The organism is Cohnella thailandensis (assembly GCF_014212135.1).
GTDB lineage: Bacteria > Bacillota > Bacilli > Paenibacillales > Paenibacillaceae > Cohnella > Cohnella thailandensis.
On sequence record NZ_JACJVQ010000014.1, the window covers coordinates 136,337 to 157,363 of the forward strand.

General features: G+C 57.6%; 17 protein-coding genes. 13 read left to right on the forward strand and 4 right to left on the reverse strand.

Features of this window, described 5'->3' with window-relative positions:
• Positions 1 to 56 precede the first annotated feature (56 nt).
• Entirely contained in the window at positions 57 to 4,478 is a 4,422-nt protein-coding gene (locus H7B67_RS16635; protein WP_185120983.1) for an Ig-like domain-containing protein, read from the forward strand.
• Between the two features lie 63 nt (positions 4,479 to 4,541).
• Here H7B67_RS16635 and H7B67_RS16640 read toward each other — a convergent pair whose 3' ends face one another.
• The 4 genes from H7B67_RS16640 to H7B67_RS16655 all read right to left on the reverse strand — a co-directional run bounded on the left by H7B67_RS16640 (position 4,542) and on the right by H7B67_RS16655 (position 7,490).
• Positions 4,542 to 5,204 carry a type 1 glutamine amidotransferase domain-containing protein gene (locus tag H7B67_RS16640; protein WP_185120984.1) on the reverse strand — a complete coding sequence of 221 codons (663 nt, stop codon included), beginning with the start codon at positions 5,202 to 5,204 and terminating at the stop codon, positions 4,542 to 4,544.
• Between the two features lie 92 nt (positions 5,205 to 5,296).
• The gene (locus tag H7B67_RS16645; RefSeq protein ID WP_185120985.1) at positions 5,297 to 6,196 is read right to left on the reverse strand and encodes a LysR family transcriptional regulator; all 900 of its coding nucleotides are present in this window, start codon (positions 6,194 to 6,196) and stop codon (positions 5,297 to 5,299) included.
• A gap of 3 nt (positions 6,197 to 6,199) precedes the next feature.
• On the reverse strand, positions 6,200 to 7,024 hold the full coding sequence (locus H7B67_RS16650; RefSeq protein ID WP_185120986.1) for an NAD(P)H-binding protein: 825 nt from the start codon (positions 7,022 to 7,024) through the stop codon (positions 6,200 to 6,202).
• Between the two features lie 19 nt (positions 7,025 to 7,043).
• Entirely contained in the window at positions 7,044 to 7,490 is a 447-nt protein-coding gene (locus tag H7B67_RS16655; RefSeq protein WP_185120987.1) for a MarR family winged helix-turn-helix transcriptional regulator, read from the reverse strand.
• 211 nt (positions 7,491 to 7,701) lie between these two features.
• Between H7B67_RS16655 and H7B67_RS16660 the strand changes: the two genes are divergently transcribed.
• The 12 genes from H7B67_RS16660 (at position 7,702) to H7B67_RS16715 (ending at position 20,947) form a co-directional block, all read left to right on the forward strand.
• Positions 7,702 to 8,250, forward strand: coding sequence for a TetR/AcrR family transcriptional regulator (locus H7B67_RS16660; RefSeq protein ID WP_185121073.1), 549 nt, complete (start codon positions 7,702 to 7,704; stop codon positions 8,248 to 8,250).
• A gap of 31 nt (positions 8,251 to 8,281) precedes the next feature.
• On the forward strand, positions 8,282 to 8,737 hold the full coding sequence (locus H7B67_RS16665) for an SRPBCC family protein (RefSeq protein WP_185120988.1): 456 nt from the start codon (positions 8,282 to 8,284) through the stop codon (positions 8,735 to 8,737).
• Positions 8,734 to 9,114 (forward strand): VOC family protein, encoded by a 381-nt coding sequence (locus tag H7B67_RS16670; RefSeq protein ID WP_185120989.1) that lies wholly within the window; start codon positions 8,734 to 8,736, stop codon positions 9,112 to 9,114. The genes H7B67_RS16665 and H7B67_RS16670 overlap by 4 nt, the downstream gene beginning before the upstream one ends.
• Before the next feature lie 480 nt (positions 9,115 to 9,594).
• The gene (locus tag H7B67_RS16675) at positions 9,595 to 10,524 is read left to right on the forward strand and encodes an ArsR/SmtB family transcription factor (RefSeq protein WP_185120990.1); all 930 of its coding nucleotides are present in this window, start codon (positions 9,595 to 9,597) and stop codon (positions 10,522 to 10,524) included.
• 196 nt (positions 10,525 to 10,720) lie between these two features.
• Entirely contained in the window at positions 10,721 to 12,073 is a 1,353-nt protein-coding gene (locus tag H7B67_RS16680; protein ID WP_185120991.1) for an ABC transporter substrate-binding protein, read from the forward strand.
• Between the two features lie 79 nt (positions 12,074 to 12,152).
• Complete coding sequence (locus tag H7B67_RS16685) at positions 12,153 to 13,043, forward strand: carbohydrate ABC transporter permease (protein WP_185120992.1); 891 nt, start codon at positions 12,153 to 12,155, stop codon at positions 13,041 to 13,043.
• On the forward strand, positions 13,043 to 13,849 hold the full coding sequence (locus H7B67_RS16690) for a carbohydrate ABC transporter permease (RefSeq protein ID WP_185120993.1): 807 nt from the start codon (positions 13,043 to 13,045) through the stop codon (positions 13,847 to 13,849). Before H7B67_RS16685 ends, H7B67_RS16690 begins: the two co-directional genes overlap by 1 nt.
• On the forward strand, positions 13,846 to 14,943 hold the full coding sequence (locus tag H7B67_RS16695; RefSeq protein WP_185120994.1) for a hypothetical protein: 1,098 nt from the start codon (positions 13,846 to 13,848) through the stop codon (positions 14,941 to 14,943). Before H7B67_RS16690 ends, H7B67_RS16695 begins: the two co-directional genes overlap by 4 nt.
• 103 nt (positions 14,944 to 15,046) lie before the next feature.
• Entirely contained in the window at positions 15,047 to 17,200 is a 2,154-nt protein-coding gene (locus tag H7B67_RS16700) for a 3-keto-alpha-glucoside-1,2-lyase-like domain-containing protein (protein ID WP_221468797.1), read from the forward strand.
• A 32-nt stretch (positions 17,201 to 17,232) separates the two neighbouring features.
• A complete protein-coding gene (locus tag H7B67_RS16705; RefSeq protein WP_185120995.1) occupies positions 17,233 to 18,993 on the forward strand; it encodes a glycoside hydrolase family 2 protein in 1,761 nt (586 codons plus the stop codon).
• Between the two features lie 135 nt (positions 18,994 to 19,128).
• The gene (locus tag H7B67_RS16710) at positions 19,129 to 20,337 is read left to right on the forward strand and encodes a sensor histidine kinase (RefSeq protein ID WP_185120996.1); all 1,209 of its coding nucleotides are present in this window, start codon (positions 19,129 to 19,131) and stop codon (positions 20,335 to 20,337) included.
• 13 nt (positions 20,338 to 20,350) lie between these two features.
• On the forward strand, positions 20,351 to 20,947 hold the full coding sequence (locus H7B67_RS16715) for a response regulator (RefSeq protein WP_185120997.1): 597 nt from the start codon (positions 20,351 to 20,353) through the stop codon (positions 20,945 to 20,947).
• Positions 20,948 to 21,027 lie beyond the last annotated feature (80 nt).

A 21,027-nucleotide genomic window follows, 5' to 3' on the forward strand; every position in this document is an offset into this window, starting at 1 on the left:
CACTATAAAATAAACTCTCTTAAACTCATTGTTTTTAGCGACGGAGGTTTCTTGACATGAAACGCATCTCGACTATTATGATTTGGACCTTGGCCATCCTTCTGATGCTCCCTTCGGGGTTCGGCGCTAAGGCCGCGTTCGCGGACTCGAGCGAGGCGCCGCCCGTGATCGACGGTTGGGTTCAAGTCTCGACGGCAGAGCAGCTGCTGTACATCGATCGGAATCAAGAGCTCTATTTATCGGAAAATATTCGGTTGGCGAACGACATCGATTTATCGGGAAACGAATGGGTGCCGCTCGGAGGCAACGGGCTGGCCGCCTATAGCGGCACTTTCGACGGAAGAGGGCATGTCGTCTCCGGGATCGAAGTAACGAGCGACACTCTTGAAGTTGCCGGCTTCTTCGGTCAGTCATCCGGCATCATACGGAATCTGGGGGTGGAGGTCGAGATCGATGGCGGGATTCGAGCGGGAGGGATAACGGGTTCCCAGTCCGCGGGCCGCATCGAGCATTCGTATTCGCTCGGAAGCGTGTCCGGGCGCGCGCCCGTGAATCTGTACTATTCTTCGGCCGGCGGGCTCGCGGGAGAATCGACTAACGCCGTCGTAACGGAGTCTTATTCCGAAGCGTCCGTCTCTGTCTCTCCTTCGGCGAATCAGTACGCGGGGGGATTGGTGGGATCGGGCAACGGTTCCATCCGCGATTCTTATGCGAGGGGCCCGATCTCCAATCAACCGGTCACCGGCATAGGTTATGACTTGAGAAACGGCGGCTTGACTTCCTTTCTGATTAATGGCTCTATCGAGCGCACCTATGCAACCGGACGCGTCGATACCTCGAACGATGCGGGCGCTTTCTTCGCGTATTATGGAGGGCTTATGACCGACTTGTCAGGAAGCGCCGCCGTTGTCTCCTCTTACTTCGATACTCAAACGACGGAACAGGCGTCAGGTATCGCTCCCAGACAGAATTCGAGCGGAATCGTCGGCTTGACGACAGCGAAGATGAAAGATTCGTCTTCCTACGTAGGGTGGGACTTCGACGGGACTTGGGCCATTAGCCCGGCCGTTAACGATGGCTATCCCTATCTGCGTCCGGTTATTTTGACGACCATCTTGACGGACGGAGTTAAGGATGAAGCTTACCCGCCGCTCCGGCTGGAAGCATGGGACGGGGCAAGGGGAGGCATCGCTTGGAGCGCGTCGGGCCTTCCGGACGGCATGACGATGGACGCTTCCGGGCTTCTGCGCGGAACGCCCGCGGAATCCGGCACGTTCGTCGTCGAAGTCGCGGGAACGGATGCCGGGGGCGCGGTCGCGTCGGAGGCCCTGCGGCTAACCGTGGCGGAACGGGCGCCGGATACTGCCGATATCGATATCGGGCCGGGTGCCGCATTCGGAACGACGCGCGTAACGGCGGAGCCCGCGGACTCGGCGCATACCTTCGCCTATACGCTTGGCGATGCTGCGGCGGAGCGTCCTCTGGCCGGGAGTCCGCTTCCGGCAGACGCGGTCGATTATACGCCCGGCGATGATATTGCGGGCGCGAGCGCGGGTCAATATTTAACCGTCTACGAGGTCGATGCCTCTTCGAGGATTCAGGCATGGGGCGTTATTCAGCTGTTTGACGCCCATTTTCAAACGAAGATCTCGGTTACGGGAGTGAGCCTCGACAAGGCGGAACTGACGCTGACGGTCGGGGATCCTGCTGAGCGGTTGATTGCAACCGTCGCGCCTGCGGACGCGACGAACAAAGCGGTGGCTTGGAGCTCGAACAACGCTAACGTGGCTATAGTCGATCCGACGGGCGAAGTGACGGCGGTCGGCGAGGGAATGGCGACGATCGTGGTAACAACGCAGGACGGAGGGTTTTATGCGAGCGCGGTCGTAACGGTGCTGCCCGCGCTGCCGGTTATCGTGCCGGTTACGGGAGTGAGCCTCGACAAGGCGGAGCTGACGCTGACGGTCGGGGATCCTGCTGAGCGGTTGATTGCAACCGTCGCGCCTGCGGACGCGACGAACAAAGCGGTGGCGTGGAGCTCGAGCAACGCTAACGTTGCTATAGTCGATCCGACGGGCAAAGTGACGGCGGTCGGCGAGGGAACGGCGACGATCGTGGTAACAACGCAGGACGGAGGGTTCTATGCGAGCGCAGTCGTGACGGTGCTGCCAGCTTCGCCGGTTATCGTGCCGGTCACGGGAGTGGCTCTCGACAAGACGGAGCTGACGCTGACGGTTGGGGATCCTGCTGAGCGGTTGATTGCAACCGTCGCGCCTGCGGACGCGACGAACCAAGCAGTGGCGTGGAGCTCGAGCGACGCCGATGTTGCGACGGTGAGTGCGACAGGCGAAGTGACGGCGGTCGATGAGGGAACGGCGACGATCACGGCGACGACGCAGGACGGAGGGTTCTATGCGAGCGCAGTCGTGACTGTGCTGCCGGCGCCGCCGGTTATCGTGCCGGTGACGGGAGTGACCCTCGACAAGGCGGAACTGACGCTGACGGTCGGGGATCCCGCACAGCGGTTGACGGCAACCGTCGCGCCTGCGGATGCGACGAACAAGGCGGTGACGTGGAGCTCAAGCGATGCCAATGTTGTGACGGTGAGTGCGACAGGCGAAGTGACGGCGGTCGATGAGGGAACGGCGACGATCACGGTAACGACGCAGGACGGGGGCTTTTATGCGAACGCGGTCGTGACGGTGCTGCCTGCGCCGCCGGTTATCGTGCCGGTGACGGGAGTGACCCTCGACAAGGCGGAACTGACGCTGACAGTCGGAGATCCCGCGCAGCGGCTGACGGCGACTATCGCACCTGCGGATGCGACGAACCAAGCGGTAACCTGGAACTCGAGCGACACCGACGTCGCAACGGTAACCCCAACGGGCGAAGTGACGGCAATCGGCGAAGGAACGGCAACGATTACGATAACGACGCAAGACGGCGGGTTTGAAGCGAGCGCGGTCGTGACCGTGCTGCCCACGCCTCAAGTTCCTACCGTCGGATCGATTGCCGGAACGGTATACGGAACCGGAGGCGAACCTCTTAATGGCGCGACGGTCACGGTAGGCGAGCATACCGCTGCTACGGATGACCAGGGTTCTTTTACGTTGGAGAATATCGAGCCGGGCAGTCAAACGATCACAATCACGGCCTCCGGATACCAAGCTAAAGAAATAACCGCAACCGTCCTTCCGGGGGATACGGTCGACGTTGGCCGAATCGATCTCATTGCCGAAACCACGACCATTCCTGGGACACCGGTACCGATTCCGGACCCCATCTTCAAAATGACCGTCAAAATCAACGGGCACGATATTGACCTTACCGTCGTCAAAGAACGGACAAGCGACGGAAGGGCCGTTACGCGGTTGATCGCGGAAGCTTCGCAGCTTCAAGCCTTATTTGACGCGAATCGGATCGTGGAAGTGGACGTAGGCGATTCCGATCCGGTCGTCAAACTCGATTTGCCTGCGAACGCTATAAAGGAGATTTTAAACGCGCAACCGGACGCCGCAATCCGGCTTAAGGCGAACGGCGCAAGCTTCAGCCTGCCGCTGGCCGTATGGAGAAACATCGACGGAAGTTCGGTCATTACGATAGCCATCGGGATGGAAACGGAAACGAGCGGCCAGAGGTGGAGAACCGAACTGGGTGAACAGGGTCTTGCGCTGCTCTCGACACCTACCGACTTCTCCATCTACATCGACGGCCGAGAGATGACTTCCTTTGGCAACGTTTATACGGAACGGACGATAACCCTCGATCAAGAAGTTAACCCTGCGCTGTCTACGGTCGTTTGGCTGGACGCGGACCGCGTGCCTCATTTTGTTCCATCGGTGTTCCAGTCGGCAGACAACGCGACGCAAGCGACTTTCTACGCGCCGCATAACAGCTTGTACGCCGTCGTTCAATCCGGGCATTCTTTCGACGACGTGCAGGGACACTGGGCTCAAAAAGACATCGAGCTGCTCGCAAACAAGCTTATCGTGAATGGAACCGGAAGAGGGACATTCGCTCCGAACGAACGCGTAACCCGCGCCTCGTTCGCCGCCATGCTCGTACGCGCTCTCGGGTTGACGGAGGCATCCGGCGTGTCGCTCCTCTCGGACATTCGCCCGTACGACTGGTTTGCGGGGGCGGTGGCGACCGCCTACGATGCGGGGCTGATCCTGGGAGACGAGACCGGAGCGTTCCGGCCGAACGATCCCGTCACCCGCGAGCAGATGGCCGCCATGATCGCAAGGGCAATCGCGTTCGCCGGGCTAACGCCGGAGACGAGCCGATCGGCCTTGGATCGCCTCTCCGATAAACAAGAATTGGCCGTCTGGGCTAACGAACCGATCGCTATATTGCTGCAGACGGGAGTGATGGAAGGGAATGCTCAAGGTACCTTCGCACCTAGAGCGCCCGCTACGCGCGCGGAGTGCGCGGCCGTTCTCAGCCGCCTGCTTCAATATCTGCAATGGATGAACTAATTCGAAATTCGAAACGAACGAAACGAGGCCCCCTTCTTCCGGAGAAGGGGGCCTTGCGTCGGTTTAGCTTAATTGCGCGATGAGGGCGCGGCTGACCGCCAAGGTCGATTGCGGGTTCTGGCCGGTAATCAGGTTGCCGTCGACCTCGTGATGGGCCGTCCAGTTCGGGGCGGCGACGTAGATCGCGCCGAGGTCGCGAAGCCTGCTCTCCAAGGTGAACGGGAGATGCCGATCCAGCGAGGTCTCCGCTTCTTCCCGGTCCGTGAACGCGCTGACTCTCTTGCCCGCCACCAGAGGCGCCCCGTTGGACAGTCTAGCGCCGACTAGCCCCGCGGGTCCGTGGCACACGGCCGCCACGATTTTGCCGGCTTCGTAGAAGTCCCGAAGCAGCTCCTGAAGCTTCCGGCTGTCCGGAAGATCGTACATCGTGCCATGACCGCCCGGCAGGAAAATCGCATCGAACGCGTCCGCGCCGACCTCATCCAGCTTCACGGTATTCTCCAAGTGCTTCCGGGTGTCCAACAGGGATTGGGGCGTATTGGAATCGAAGCTTCCGGGGTCGATCGGGGCGCTGCCGCCGAGGGGGCTCGCGACCGTCACTTCGTACCCTTGGCCGATAAATTCCACGTATGCTTCCGCGAATTCCGTAAGCCAGATTCCCGTCCGCCTGCCTTCATGAATCTCCGAGCGGTTCGTTACGACGATCAATACTTTCTTCTTGGTCATTCCAGATCAACTCCTTAATGGGATTGAGCTCAGTTTAAGGTCGATCCGGATATAAAACAAATTATGAAATAGCGAAGAAACTATAAATAAATTTATATCGGTTCCGACCCGGGGAGCGTGCTTGGCCGATCCATTCCGCGCAGGAGGCGGACGATCTCATGGATTTCGGGCAGATGTTTGTGCTTCGAGGGATAGGCCGCGAACAGCTCGTTGGCGACTTTAAGGTTCTCGAAGATCGTTCTCGAGCGACCGTCGCTTCGATTCAACAGATATGTAGGCACCAGGCTGATGCCGGCCCCGTTCCCGACGGCTTCGAGAATCATGTGAAGGTTAGGGATGACATGAACCGGCCTGATCAGCGGGCGCTTCCGGAAGTGTTCCCGCCATAGCCTCCTAATGATCGGCAGCTCCAAGCCGTAGCTGATCCAGTTCTGCTCGGCAAGCCATTTCTCGATGGCGGGGAGCCGATCGGTTTCCGGAATCTCCATGGATGCCGGAGCGACGATCGCGAATTCCTCCCGGTACAGCTTGTCGTATTCGATTCCGGGCGCGGCGACTTTCTTCGAAGTCACGATAAGGTCGGCCCGATCGTCCTTCAGCAGCTCCAGCAGCTCGTTCGCCGTTCCGAAGACGTTGACGGTGCGCATCCCTATCCGGTTTAAGTTCGGAAGGACGTTCTCGCGAAAAAACTCAAGGGCGGAGCCGATCCGGACGACTTTAAGTGTAGGAAGAGACGCGGCCTTCAAATTCAGGGTGGCGGTCTCCAGATGCTCGATCAAGGGGGCGAGCTCCGAATAAAGCTCCTTGCCTCTCTCGGTAGGAATCAGCTTTCTGGGGGTCCGGACGAACAGCGGCTCACCGGCCTCGGCCTCCAGGGCGGACAAATGCTGGCTCATGGCCGGCTGCGTCATCATTCTCGTTCTGGCCGCTTCCGACAAGGAGCAATGTTTATAGATGGCCATAAAGCTTCGGTACCATTCAAAGTCGACCATATCTCAGCCTCGCTCCCGAGAAACCATCGGTTGAATGCTCTCCAGAAGCGAAGCCGTCGGACGACCCAGAAGCCGCTCGAGATCGCCGGAGACGGAGGACGTATCGATTCGGCTCAAGAACCCGTAAATCCAACTCTGTACTTCGGGATCCCGGCGCAGGGTAATCGGCTTGCCGGCAATCTCGGCGAGTGCGTCGGCCAAGTCTTCGAATGTCCAGGTCCGGGATGCCGTAAGCTCGTAGCTTCGATTCAGATGAGCTTCCGAATTGGCGAGAACGGCCGCGGCGGCTTCCGCCAAGTCCGGCCGGATCACGGTGTTGAACGTCCAATCCCCCGCGCGAACGACAAGCTCTCCTTGGGCGATCGCGCCCGGAAGCCCGAGAGCCCCGACGATATCGGTGTACAGAGCATTCCGGAGAAAAGTATAAGGAATTCCCGAAGCGAGAATGGCTTGCTCCGTCGCCAAGTGGAGATGCGCAAGAGGAACGGATCCGTTGTCCGCGTAGGCGAAGCTCGTGTAGAGGAGATGCCCGACTTTCGCTTTCTTGGCGGCTTCGATGACATGGGCGTGCTGGCGCAGCCGGACCGTGTCGTCTTGGTGGGAGCTTGAGATGAGCAGCAGCCGGGAGACGCCGGCAAACGCTTGTTCCAATGCGTCCGGTTGATCGTAATCGCACGGCCGGACGGAGACTCCCCGTTCCTCGAACCATCCGGAGGCATCCGGCCGCCGCACGCACGCAAGGATCCATTCGGCAGGAATCCGGCGCAGGAGCCCCTCGACGATCAGATGTCCCAATTGACCGCTGGCCCCCGTTATTGCGATTGACATGAAGTCCACCCTTTCGGTTTTATTTTCCCCGCAACTTCGTTAATAGCTTGAGCAGAAGCCTCAGTTCGTCTTCTTCCAACGCTTGCATTCTCTCCGCGATACCCTGGCGGTTCTCGGGCAGATGCCTCAGAAGCAAACGCTGTCCTTCGCCCGTAATCGATACAACGGACTTTCTGCCGTCCTCCGGATGGGGCTCTCTCCGAATCCACCCGTCCTTCTCCAGAGGGCTGAGGAGCAGGCTGACGTTCGCCTTCGTCACTCCGATTTTACGAGCGAGAGCGGATGGCAGAATCGTGCCGCCTTCTTTCATGATTTCGACGAGGATGCGGACGCGGGCGCCGTTCATCCCTTTGGACTGCCAATATTTCTCCGACACGTCTACTAAACTTGCCGTCGTCTCTACAAGAGCGAAGAAAACGGAAACCGGAAGAGGTAGGTCCCTCACGTATTGCTGCAATTCTCCCATGAATATCTCCTGGCCTATATTCTATATAGTTAAGCTCTTAACTAAATGGAATGGTACCAGAAAATGGAGCGGTCGTCTACCTAAGCTTAAGAGAATGAATTGACTTTGCCTCTTCGTCGGTATATCCTATTATTGGAATGTTAGTGATCACTAACTATCTTCTAGAAGAAGCAGGACGGAGTGCGTTGCCGTGGATAGCAGAACCAAACTTATGCTCGCGGCCATCGATCGGATGGCGGAGCGCGGCTACAAAGGCGTGTCGACGAAGGAGATCGCGGCGGCGGCGGGGGTTAGCGAGATGACGTTGTTCCGTCAGTTCGGCAGCAAGATGAATTTGCTGGAGAAGGCGATCGAGCGCTATCATTACGCGGCGGAGATGACGCAGGTTTTCGAAGAGAGGTTGACCTGGAACCTGAGAGAGGACCTGCTCCTGATCGGCCGGATGTACCACGAGACGATGGATCGCAACCGCAAGCTGTTCCTGATCGTGCTCGGCGACAACGAGCTGGCCGGTCTTCGCGAGCAAGCGCAGAAGCATCCGCGGAAGCTGTTGGAGCTTCTGACCGGGTATTTCACGGAGATGCGCAGCCGGGGCAAGCTGATCGAGACCGATGCGGAGGCGCAGGCGATCGCGTTCATGTGGCTCCATTACGGGGCGTTTCTCTCCCGGCTGTTCGCTCCGTCTTCGATTACGAGCTTGCCGTTCTCCGAGGTCATGGAATCCAGCGTCGAGCTGTTCGCCAGAGGATTGACCCCGTGAGCGTATATGAAGAATAAGAGGAGGGAAAGCGATGAACAAGCATGGCAGGCAGGTCGGTCAGACGGCCGCGACGGGCTTTCAGATCGGCGTTCGGAGAACGCTCCCGATCTCTGCGGAAGCGGCCTGGGCTTATCTGGTCTCGCCAGAAGGGCTTGAACTGTGGCTGGGGAACGTGCCGAATCTCTCGATTCGAGAGGGAGAAGCCTTCGGTTCGCCGGAGGGCATCTCGGGCGAGCTCAGAGTCGTGAAGCCGGAATCTCAGCTCCGCCTGAGGTGGAAGAAGAACGGTTGGGAGAAGCCCTCTACTTTGCAGATCCGGCTTCTTCCGGGCAAGGCGGGGCAGACGACGATCAGCTTCCATCAAGAGAACCTGGATCATCCGAACACGCGGGAGCTTATGAAGATGAGATGGGAGAGCGTCCTGAACGAAATTCGACACCGGACAAGCTCCGCCAATAACCATGCAGAGGAGAGGATTAACCCATGAATCGATTCGGCCATATCGACCTTCGGGTAAACGACCTGGAGCGGGATCTGCCCTTCTACGAGAAGCTGCTTCCCGAGTTGGGGTTCACCCGGACTTTTCACAGCGCGAATTGGAAGGTGTTCGCCGCGGACGGTGAGCTTCCGAGCGCCGCTTATTTCGCCATCACGGAAGATCGGGAGCATCGGCCGAACGCCAATCTGATCGGATTCTGGGCGCAGGACCGGGAAGAAGTCGATCGGCTCGCGAAGCTTATCGTCGAGATCGGAGGCGCTGTTAACGACGGGCCGAGGCTTTTTCCCATCAGCCCCACCTACTACGCCGTTTACTTCGAAGATCCTTGCGGCAATAAATACGAACTGCTTCATCGTCTGAATTAGTCGAATAGTTGTGGGGATGTCGACAAGAATCGATTAGGAATTACAGAAGCGAAAGCTCTCGGCCCAATTGGACAAGCTGAACCCGCCTGCCACCGTACGCAGATCAACAAGCTCACCGAGCTGTTCGGGAGATGGAAGAGTAAGGGACGGGCTTCGAAAGTGAGCTCATTATGCATGAAAAATCATCTACAATCATCCAATTTTCCGAAATGAAGCGGATTCTAGATGATTTTTCATCTATAATTCCCGATTTTGTCCCTCTGGCGAAAAATGAACATGAAATTTCATGCACATTCGCTTTCGCTTATTCAAGCTTCATCCCTTTGTTCGAGTCATTTGTCCGCGAATGCAGCCTTCCGTTAATTACTACAAAAAATATAATTCGTTACAATAATATTGATATAAATAGCGCTTTCCAGTAGAATACTTTCAAGTAGAATGATTGTAATAAAAAGGAATGACGAAAGGAGACGTACGAGCATGCTCGAGCTTAGCTTTCAGGATCCGGATAGGCTGGTCGCCGTCGCGCACGCTCTGTCCACTCGTGCCCGCGTCGATATGCTTCAGCTACTTAGCACGAGAAACATGAACGTCATGGAGATCGCGGAAGCGCTCAAGCTGCCCGTGTCGACGGTGGCGAACAACGTCAAGGTGCTGGAGGCGGCGAAGCTGATCAGCACGGAGCTGGTTCCGGCTTCGCGCGGGGCGATGAAGGTATGCACCCGGAATTACGACGATATCCGCATCGCGTTTAATGTCGAGAAGACGGTTCCCAGGGGAAGGCTCAGCACCTACGAGATGGAGATGCCGGTCGGCCATTACAGCGACTGCGAGGTTCATCCGACCTGCGGGATGGCTAACGTCGAAGGCATGATCGTGAAGGAGGACGAGCCGGCCAGCTTCTATCATCCTAAGCATATCGGAGCCCAGATGATCTGGCTGCGCAAAGGGTATCTGGAGTATCTTCTTCCCCTTGAGATTCCGGCCAATGCCCGCATCGACGCGCTGGAGATTTCCATGGAGCTGTGCTCCGAAGCGCCGAACTACGACAACAACTGGCCGTCCGATATTACGCTATGGATTAACGGAGTGGAGATCGGCACTTGGACGAGCCCGGGGGATTTCGGAGATCGCCGCGGCAGGCTGAACCCGGCCTGGCTGCCGGACTGGTCGACGCAATACGGATTGCTTAAGACGTGGCGAATCGACCGCCACCTGACAACGCTCGACATGGAGAAGGTGTCCGAAGTGAGGGTCGACGACCTGAAGCTGATCCATCGGCCGAACATCCGGCTGCGAATAGGGGTGAAGCCGGACGCGGTCCACCAGGGCGGATTGAATCTGTTCGGCAAGCAATTCGGGGATTATGAACAGGACATCAACGTTAAAGTTTATTATGCTACCGAATAATGATGTCGAAAGGCCTATGGTTACAAGGAATTTGTAACTATAGGCCTTTTCCAACTATTTAACTACATAAATATTGTATGAAAGCGTTGACAGACATCAAAATCTGGAATAATATTGCCTCAAAGGTACAATAAACTTGAAATAAAACAATAGTTTGGTGCCTTGAGTAGAGATTTCATTACATGGGGAGGCAAATATGAGAAAAAACATTGGTTTGACTCTGGCAACCCTGATGTCGGCATCTCTGGTATTAAGCGCATGCGGCGGGAACAACGGGGGCGGCAACGCGAGTCCGGAACCTGCGGACAGCTCCAGCCCCTCTGCGGAAGCAAGCTCTAGCGCGCCTGCTTCCGATTCCGGAAGCGGCAAGCAAGTTTCGCTGTCCTTCTGGACGCTCTTCAGCGGCGGCGACGGCGACAACATGCAAGCCATGATCGACGAATTCAACAAGACCCACCCGGACATTCAAGTCAAGAACACGAAGCTGGAATGGGGAGAATATTACACCAAGCTGATCACGGCGGTCGGCAACGGCAACGGACCCGACGTCGGAATCTCCCATACGTCCCGTCTTCCGGATCTGATTAACCAAGGCGTCGTCAGCGAGCTGGACGACGTGGCGGAAGGGGCCGGCGTCGATTGGGGAACGTACAACTCCAACCTTCTGAACGCGACCGTGGTGGACGGCAAGCATTACGCGGCTCCGCTCGATACGCATCCGTTCATCATGTTCTATAACAAGAAGCTGCTGAGCGACGCCGGACTTCTCGGCGAAGACGGCAAGCCGGTCATGGAGCAATCCGCGGACGGGTTTGTCGCTTTCCTTGACGCGCTCAAACAGAAGCTTCCGGAGAAAGTAACTCCTTTCGCCCTGTCCAACTCGAACGACGACCCGTTCCGCTTGTGGTGGGCGCTGTACCATCAGCTCGGAGCGAGCGACGTCATCTCCGACGATCTCGGAAGCGCGGCCGTCGATGCCGATAAGGGAGCGAAGGCGGCCGACTACATCCAGAAGCTGTATACGAACGGCTACATCAAGAAGAACGATCCGGACTTCTACAAGAACTTCCAGAGCGGTACCGCGGCCATCATGATGACCGGCGTCTGGGCGACCGGAACGTGGGAAGCGACGAAGGACTTCGAATTCGGCGCGATGCCGATTCCGCAGATCTTCGATCAGCCGGCCACATGGGGAGATTCCCATACGGTCATCCTTCCGGTAACGAAGAAGGAGGATCCGGATAAGCGCAAGGCGGCGATGATCTTCGCCGACTGGCTGGCCAGTAACGGCCAGATCTGGGCCAAGGCGGGACACATTCCTTCCAAGCCGTCCGTTCTCGAGAACGCGGACTACAAGGCCATGCCTTACCGCAGCGACTACGCTTCCGTCGCCGATACGGTCAAGTTCAGCAAGCCTTCCACGAAGAATTGGCAAATCCGCGACAACGCCTTGTTCAAGTATTTGAACGAAGTGTGGGCCGCCAAGATGACGCCGGCCGACGCGATGACGAAGATCCAAGCCGAAGTCGAGAAGATCTTAAAAGAATAGCGCCGAATGAGAGGAAGCCGGCAAGCCCCGAGGCCTCGGCCGCAGGCTTGCCGCGCTGTCCGGCGAGGGGTGCGTGCATATGAGAATCAGCAAATGGAGAGCGGACTTGCTGGCGCTGTTGTTCCTGCTGCCTTTTGTCCTCATCTACGTTCTGTATACGATCTGGCCGATGATCAAAGGCGTCGAGATGACGTTCTACAAATGGACCTTGATCAAGAAAATGTCCTACGTCGGTTGGGACAACTATAACAAAATGTTCCACGACCGGGAAGTATGGGAGGCGATCTGGCACTCGACGCTGTTCGTCATCCTGACCACGCCGACGATGGTCGTGCTGGCCATCGTTCTCGCTCTCATCGCCAACCGCAAATCGCGGCTGCGCAAGCTGTACCGGACCGTGTTCTTCATCCCGAGCGTTCTGTCCGTCGCCGTCGCGTCCTTCCTCGGCCTGTTTATTTTCCAACCGTATATGGGCTTCGTGAACACGTTCCTGCACTTGATTCGCATTCTTCCCGAGAATAGCGAGATATTCTGGCTGACGGAGGTCGGCTTGTCCTGGATCGCGGTTTCCGCCATCACCCTGTGGTGGACGGTCGGCTTCAACTTCATTCTCTACCTGTCGGCGATGCAGGAAATCCCGGACGAGATCGTCGAGGCGGCCCGGCTGGACGGAGCGAATAACTGGAACGTTTTCTGGAACGTTACTTTGCCGCATTTAAGCCCGATCACCAAGACGATCACGATGCTCCAGATCATCGCTTCCTTCAAGGTGTTCCTGCAGATTTACATCATCACGGGCGGAGGTCCGCTCGACAAGACCCGGCCGATTATCCAACTGATCTATCAGACGGGCTTCCGCGAGAACGATCTCGGGTACGCGGCTACCATGTCTTACGTGGTGTTCGTCATCTTGCTCGTTCTCTCGGCGATCCAATACTGGCTTAACAACCGGAAGGAGGCGCGCGCCTGATGAAGTGGGTATATCGGATCCTCTCGCTGATCGCGGCATTCTTCTTCCTGGCCCCGCTCGTGTGGATGCTGATCGTCTCCATCAAGCAGGAAGGCATGAAAATCGTGACGCTCGTCGACTGGTTCACGCCGCCTTATTCCTTCGCCGTGTATGACGAGATCCTGAGCACGACCAAGCTCATGAACTGGACGTTCAACAGCTTCTTCGTGGCGGTGTGCGTCACGATCCTGACGGTGGCGGTCGCGGCCATGGCCAGCTTCGCCATCTCGAAGATCCCGTTCCGTTACCGCACGGCCATGTTCTTCTTCGTCCTGGCGGGACTGCTCATTCCGGGCGAAGCGGTCATCATTCCCCTGTACCAGGTCGCCAAGGACATGAACATTCTCAACAGCTACCAGGGCCTGATCCTGCCTGCGCTGGCCTCTCCGGTCGCGGTCATCGTGCTCAAAAGCTTTTTCGACGGCGTGCCGAACGAGCTGGTCGAGAGCGTGCAGATCGACGGAGCCGGGGTATGGCGGATCTTCTGGTCCATCATGCTCCCGTTGACGCGGCCGGCTCTCGCATCGATGGCGATTCTGACGTTCATCGGCTCTTGGAACAACTTCCTGTGGCCGTTCCTGTCCGTGACCGACGATAACCTGTTTACGCTGCCGATGGGGATTCCGACCTTGATGAACCAGTACTCGGAGGATTACGTCAAGCCGATGGTCATCAATACGCTTTCTTCCCTGCCGATTCTGCTGCTGTTCATCGTCTTCGAACGCCAGATCGTGAAGGGCATCAGCCTGACGGGGATCAAGGGATGAGCGCGGCGCCGGCCGCGGCTCCTGCGCGGGAGAGGGCGATCGACCTCTTCAAGGGGCTGCTCGTCATCGGGATGGTTTACTGCCACGCGCTTCAGTTCTTCAGCGATCCGCTGGTATACCCGGACGGGCAGCGCTTTATCGACGTCATCAACCTGATCACGTTCTCCGGATTCGTCTTCAGCTTCGGGTACGTCTCGCAGCTGGCCTACTACTCGAAGCCGTTCCGCCGGGCGGCTCCCCGGATGGGGCTGGCCGCGCTCAAGACGCTGATCGCTTTCTACGTATCGGGGACGGCCTTCCGGATTTTTATCGACGGACGTCCGCTCGATTGGAGCACGATTCGCCCGATTCTGCTTATTCGGGATATGCCGGGCTGGTCGGAGTTTCTGATCTCTTTTACTTACCTGATGGTTGTCGGGCTTGCGTTGTTCAAGCCGCTGCGGTGGCTGGCCGAACGCCAATGGCTTGGCTTCGCGGCAGCCCTCGCGCTGCTTGCCGCCACGTTCCTCCCCTACGGTTCCGTCCACGTTCCCGAGCTTGGGCCGCTGATCGGAACGCGCGACTTCGCGTCGTTCCCCGTCCTTCAGTATTTGCCTTATTATTTGGTCGGCGTTTTGTTCGCCAAGCATCGGATCGCATGGGACTTGCGGGCGCTTGCTGCGGCCGCCGTCGCGTCGGGGGCCTTCCTCTGGAGGTGGCTCTCCGCGGATGACCAAGCTTTGCCCGAACGGTTCCCGCCTTCCGTCTGGTGGATCGTCGGTCCCGCCCTGATCCTCTACGGCTATTATTCGCTCTCTCGCCTGATGGAACGTTATCCGGCGCCGTTCGCGCCGCTGGAAGCGATGGGGAGAAACGTGCTGTGGTATTTGGTTCTGACCAACGTGCTGATCTTTGCCCTGGAGAGCAAGCAGCCGAGTCTGATGCTAAGCGAGCGGGACAGCTTCGGCCTAGCCCTCGTTCTGCTCGGCATCGCGGCTTTCGGCTCGTGGATCGTCACGAAGCCGCCGAGGACAAGCGGAACGGCGTCCCGGTCCGACAGCAAGCGCGGTTTAAGGCCATTAGATGCGGAAGGGATCGATGTTAAAGCAAGATAGGCGGCCGAAGATTCCGCCAATGACCGGCAAGCAGATCATCCGAGGCGAATAGACAGGCCGGAATCGCGCCGCTTCCATATCCCCAAGGAGAGAGGAGATCGCCATGATAAAAAAATCGGTCAGTTTCTTACTGGCTCTTATTCTGATTCTATCGATCGGGGCCCAGGCTTTCGCGGAAGGAGGGCCGGCGACGGTTCAAAGCGAGGTGACGGTTCATAACCAGCCTACGTTCACTGACGCCGGCACGGACGCGAGAGGCTTCTCGCCCGGCACGTACGGCTCCGAATACGGGCGCATGCTGAAGCTGGCTAACGGCAATTGGCTCGCCGTTTATACGATCTACGACAACAATGGGTATACGCGCGTCTCGACCGGCGGCACGAAGCTGCAGGTAGCCCGAAGCACGGATAACGCCCGGACTTGGACGGTTCTGAACACGATCGCCGATCCGGGACGAGACTTGGACAACGGGCAGATGATCCAACTGGAGAACGGCGACGTCCTGCTCGCGGCCCGCTCCGTGCGCTGGCAGGAATCGTATACCTTGCCGGTCTATAAAAGCACGGACGGGGGCTCGTCGTGGACGTTCCTCAGCACCATCGACAGCAACATCGGAACTCCGGGAAGCCTGGGCAGTCCGGATCGGGGCATTTACGAACCGCACATGGGCTTGCTTGGCGACGGGCGGCTCGCCGTCTTTTACGCCAACGAGAAATACGCCCTGAGCTCCCCGGCCTACAGCCAAATCATCTCGATGAAAGTGTCGACGAACGGCGGCTCGTCGTGGGACAGCGAGATCTTCGCGGCGTGGGACCCGGCGAATTCCGCTTCCCGACCCGGCATGCCGGTGTGGACGAAGATGACTAACGGCAAGTATTTCTTGACCTACGAGGTGTGCGGTACGGCCGGCTGCAACGTCTATTATAAAATCTCGAACGATGGCGTCACCTGGTCCAGCGGCATCGGAACCCCGATTCCGGGCCAGAACGGAGCGCCGTACGTGCTGTCCTTAAGCGACGGGCGGCTGGCCGTGACGAGCAACGGCAGCGCGCTGTCCTTCAGCAACGATTACGGCGCGACCTGGTACGCCAACGACCAGGCGTTATGGCCCGGCGCCTTCCCGGATTATTACTGGGGGAGCCTATATCAGACGGGAACGAACGAGATTGCCGCGATGACGTCCGCCAAGCGCACGGTCGGAGGCCACAACGTCAAGATCAAGTTCTTGACGCTGCCGACGGGCTTCTCGGACGGTTTCTCCGGAACCGACTCGAACTGGACCAAGTACGAAGGTACGTGGACCGTCTCTGGCGGAGCTTACAACGTAAGCTCGACGAGCGCGGCCAAGGCGATCGCGAATCCGTACGTCTCGCTGGTCAATTACGCCGCCGAAGCCGACATCACCCTGACAAGCGCCGGCCAGGCGAGCCTGATCTTCGACGTGACGAGTCCGGGGAACGGTACCGACGCGTTCAAGGGCTACGGGGCGGGCATCGATTCCGGCGGCGTTCTCTGGCTCGGCCGCTTCAACAATAATTACACGCAGCTGGCTAGCGCATCCGTCGCCATCTCGATGAACGTGGCTTACAAGCTCAAGGTCGTCAAGAATTTCGGAAGAATCCAGGTGTTCCTGGACAATGTCCTAAAGATCGACTACACGGATACGACGTATAACCGCGGCACGATCGGCCTTCGGGGAGGCTTCGGCAACACCGCCAGGTTCGACAACGTGACGGTTACGCCTCACACGTACTCGAACGGCTTCGACAGCAATACCGACAGCGAATGGACGCGCTACGGAGGGACTTGGTCGCTTTCGGGCGGCGTCTACACGGTCGCTTCGCCGACCGCGTTCGCCAAGTCCGTTCTGAATCAGAGGACGACCGGAGAGAAGTACACGCTCGAAGGCCAAATTCGGCTTAACGACAGCGGGGAAGGCAGCCTCATTTGGAACGTGCAGAATCCGGCCGTCGGAACGGACTCGTTCCAAGGCTACGGAGCGGGCATTTTCGCAAGCGGCAGCGTATGGCTGGGCAAGTTCAACAACAATTTTACAAGCCTGGGCAACGCGACCCTCCCCATCTCTCCGGGAACGTGGTACACGCTCAAAATCGTCGTCGCCGGCTATCGCATTCAGGTTTACGTGAACAACACGCTGTACATCGACAGGACGGACTCTTCCTACACGAACGGTTCCGTCGGCGTTCGGGCCGGCTATAACAACAACGTCAGCTTCGACAGTATCAAGATCTATTAACTCGAACAAGAATGACGCAAAGGATGATGAAGATGAGCATTCGCAGCTATCGTAAAGAATACCCGAGGCCGCAATTCGTCCGCGCCGAGTGGCAGAATTTGAACGGGGAGTGGGACTTCCGCTTCGACGACGGCAACGTCGGGGAGAACGAGCGCTGGTACGAGAATCTCGAGACGGACGTTCGAATTCAAGTTCCATTCGTTTATGAGACGAAAGCAAGCGGCATCGGGGAATCCAAGTTCCATCCGTACGTCTGGTATCAGAGAAGCTTCTCCGTTCCCGCGGATGCTCTGGGCAAGAGAATTCTATTAAACTTCCAAGCCGTCGATTACGCGGCCAAGGTGTGGGTGAACGGCGAATTCGTCGGGACTCATGAAGGCGGTTATGCGGCGTTCTCGTTCGACATTACCCGGTTCGTAAGCGCGGAGGGCGAGAACCGTATCGTCGTTAAAGCGGAAGACAGCGACGACGTTACGCAGCCTAGAGGCAAACAGCGTTGGAGAACCGACAACTTCGGCTGCTGGTACGTGCAGACGACGGGGATCTGGCAGACGGTATGGCTGGAATACGTAAGCGATCGTCACCTTCAGTCGGTCAAGATGACTCCCGACCTCGATACGAGCTCGGTTAAGTTCGATTACCGGCTCGGCGGCGGGGGCGCGTTCGACGGTGTCACCCTCACGACGAAAATCACGCTGGACGGCGAGCCGATCAAGCAGACCAGCATCGCGGTCGACCGTTCGAGCTTGAGCGCAACCGTGGAGCTGATCAGCGATAAGCGAGTATGGAGAGTGGAGGCCTGGAGGCCGGCGAATCCGAAGCTTTACGAAGTGGAGTTCGTCCTTGCGGATTCGTCGGGCGCGGTCCTTGACGAGGTTCAATCCTACTTCGGCCTTCGCAAAGTGTCGATCCAGAAGGGCAAGGTTCTGCTGAACAACGAGCCGATCTATCAGCGCCTGATCTTGGATCAGGGCTATTGGACCGACAGCCATCTGACGCCTCCTTCCGAGGAAGCGATCCTCGAGGACATCGACCGAATCCTGGAGATGGGCTATAACGGAGTCCGCAAGCACCAGAAGATCGAAGACCCGCGGTTCCTGTATTGGTGCGACGTGAAGGGGCTGCTCGTCTGGTCGGAGATGGCCGCGGCTTACGAGTTCAACGACCGGGCCGTCGACCGGTTTACGAGAGAATGGCTGGATATCGTCCGGCAGCAGTACAATCACCCGAGCATCGTCACTTGGGTTCCGTTTAACGAGTCTTGGGGCATCGCCAACGTCTTCGCCGACCGGAGGCAGCAGCAGTTCACCGAATCCATCTACCATCTGACGAAGGCGATCGACCCGAACCGGCCGGTTATCGTCAACGACGGTTGGGAGCATACGGTCTCGGACATTCTTACCCTGCACGATTACGAGGAATCGGGCGAGCGGTTCTTGAAGCGATATGCCGACAAGGACGCCATCACAAGCAACGAAATCCCGCATTCGAACTTCAAGTACGCGATGGCCCAAGGCTATGCCTACCGCGGCCAGCCGATTATCATCAGCGAATTCGGCGGCATCGCGTTCAAGTCCGAAGAGGGATGGGGCTACGGCAACCAGGTCGATTCGGAGGAGGCATTCCTGGATCGGTTCGCGCGAATCACGCAGGCGATCAAGGACACGGATTATATCTGCGGCTATTGCTACACGCAGGTTACCGACGTTCAGCAAGAGGTCAACGGCCTGCTCGGCGAAGACCGGCAGCCTAAGGTTCCGCTCGACCGGATCCGGGCGATTAATATGGCATGATAGAGCAAGCGGATGAACTCAAGCTCCTTAGGGGCTTGAGTTTTTTTGTTGGACGAATTGGATAAAATTGCGACTTAAGAAACAGGAGTTTGGCGGAAAGTGTCGAAGCCCATTAGGACAAGGAGATCGAACGATATGAGCCTGTTAAAAGATTTTCTGCTGCAGCTGGCGCTAATAGCCGTTATCACGCTCTCTTATCAATTGTTCTCCACGGAGAGAGCGGATCGGACGAGGCACGCCAAGCAAGTCGTCACCTTCCTGTTCGGACTGGCCGTTCTGCTGTGCATGACGTTTCCCGCGCACTTGAGCCCCGATGTCCGCATAGATATACGGGTCGTTCCCTTGCTGCTCGGAACGCTCTATGGAGGGACGACCACGGGGATATTTTTGTCCGCGCTCATTATGGTGTACCGGCTTTATCTCGGAGTCGATCCCGGCCTCCTTACGACGGCATTGACGCTGCTAATCAGCATGCCGGTCATTTTATACTGCCGAACGCTCTTCCTAAAGGCGAATAAGCCGAAAAAAGTCGTTATAGCGGTATCGCTATCTCTTTTCTATTGTCAGGTGGGCTTCATTCTCTTGTCCATCGTCCGGGATATGACCGTTTCCCTGTTGCAGACGAATCTGCTTTATGCGCTCGTTGCCTCGGCATCGATGCTGCTGTTTACCTCCTTGAACGAGTCGATCCGCGAGATGCTTGCTAGAAATAGCAAACTCCAGGAGGAAGCCAAGGAGGCGGAGATCGCCTTCTTGCGTTCCCAGATCAATCCCCACTTCTTGTACAACACGCTGAATTCGATCGCCATTCTATGCCTGAAGGATCCGCGCAGAGCGGAAGAGCTGACGTTGGAATTCTCGCGTTACTTAAGAAGAAGCTTCGACTTCAAGCCGATCGGCTCGCCGACGACTCTCGAGCACGAGCTGGAGTTGATACAAGCATACCTGACGATAGAGAAGGCTCGTTTCGGATCCCGGCTGAACGTGGAGTACGAGGTGGATGCGGCGCCCGGCACCCGGGTTCCCCCGCTCGTTCTCCAACCCTTGGTGGAAAATGCCGTTCGGCACGGCCTGATGTCCAATCTGAGAGGCGGTACCGTCAAGATTACTATTCGGGAAGAGGAAGATGCCTCCATCCGGTTCGTCGTGGAAGACAATGGCCGCGGAATGGACCGGTTCCAGCTGGAATCCGTTCTTGTTCCCGGCGAATCCAGGAAAGGCATCGGACTCGCGAACATCGGCCAACGGATCATGCTTTTATACGGCAACAGCCTGCAGATCGAAAGCGAAGAAGGGCGCGGCACGAGGGTCAGCTTTCGCATTCCTGCGGATCGGACATTTTAGAGGGGGAGAATGGATGCTTAGAGCCATGATCGTAGACGATGAGGAGCTGGCGATCGAGCGGCTGGAGATGATTCTCTCGGAGGTCGGCGGAGTCGAGATCGGATATTCTACTCTCGATCCGAGAGAGGCCTGCGAATATGCGAGAACGAACCCGGTCCAGATCGCCTTTCTGGACATCTCCATGCCGGAGATCGACGGAATGAGCCTGTCGGACCATCTGCGCAAGCTGGATTCGTCCATCGACGTGGTGTTCGTGACCGGCTATGACTCCTACGCGGTTCAGGCCTTCGAGGTTAACGCCTCGGACTACTTGTTGAAGCCTGTGAGCTTGGAACGGATGGCCAAGACGCTGGAGCGGATCCGCGAGAGGCGGCGAAGCGCGGAACCCGAATCGAAGGTGCTTCCGGAGCTAAAGACTATCTTGACCGAACAGGAAGCGAGGGTCGTCGGCCTCATCGCGGAAGGGCTGCCGAACAAAGAGATCGCGAGCCGCCTGAACATCACGGCCGAGACGGTCAAGACTCATCTCAAGAACTGCTTCCGCAAGCTCGAGGTTAACAATCGGGTGCAGCTGCTTCGGCGGGCTCACGAGTTGAAAATAAGGATATAGCGGTTGAATTTCCCCCGTATGGGGGATTTTTTTATGCCATTTTTAAGATTAGAATATTCGACATTAAGGGACAGGAAGAT